Source organism: Paraburkholderia sp. EG304 (assembly GCF_046543485.1).
Lineage (GTDB): Bacteria > Pseudomonadota > Gammaproteobacteria > Burkholderiales > Burkholderiaceae > Paraburkholderia > Paraburkholderia youngii.
Genome location: NZ_JBKGUA010000319.1, coordinates 1 through 480, shown reverse-complemented (window position 1 = coordinate 480; position 480 = coordinate 1). Strand labels below are relative to the sequence as shown.

Sequence of the window (480 nt, the reverse complement as noted above, 5' to 3'; positions counted from 1 at the left end):
GGACGTTGAGGTGCGTCAGACCGATTCTGAGGAACGGATGATGGGGTGGATTCATCAGGCCGCTGATGACCGGACCCCGGTCGTCATTAATCCGGCGGCTTGGAGCCACTACAACATCGCTATTGCCGATGCCCTCGTCCAGTTGGTGGCGCCTTGTATTGAGGTCCATATCTCTAACATCGCAGCCCGGGAGGAGTTCCGTCACCACAGTGTGGTGTCGGCGCATGTCACCGGGACGATCGCCGGGCTGGGATTGAAGGGGTATGAGCTGGCGTTGTCCTGGCTGGCCACTGATTGAGGTCTGTGTTCCTCATCGGTGTGTTTACCGGTTCATCGACTCGAAGATCTCCTTGCACTCCGGGCAGACAGGGAATTTCTCGGGGTTGCGGGAGGGTACCCATACCTTGCCGCACAGGGCGACGACGGGGGTCCCGTTGACCATCGCGTCGGTGAGTTTCGCTTTGGGGACATAGTGTGAGA

Annotated in this window: 2 protein-coding genes; one reads left to right on the top strand and one right to left on the bottom strand. The window is 59.2% G+C overall.

Annotation, left to right across the window (positions count from 1 at the left end; genetic code table 11):
* On the top strand, positions 1-298 hold a 298-nt coding region (locus ACLFKU_RS44075), incomplete at its 5' end, for a type II 3-dehydroquinate dehydratase (protein WP_410853434.1).
* A gap of 24 nt (positions 299-322) precedes the next feature.
* Here the strand turns inward: ACLFKU_RS44075 and ACLFKU_RS44070 are convergent.
* Positions 323-480, bottom strand: a 158-nt coding sequence (locus ACLFKU_RS44070) for a DUF3039 domain-containing protein (RefSeq protein WP_410853435.1), incomplete at its 5' end; no start/stop codon positions are given.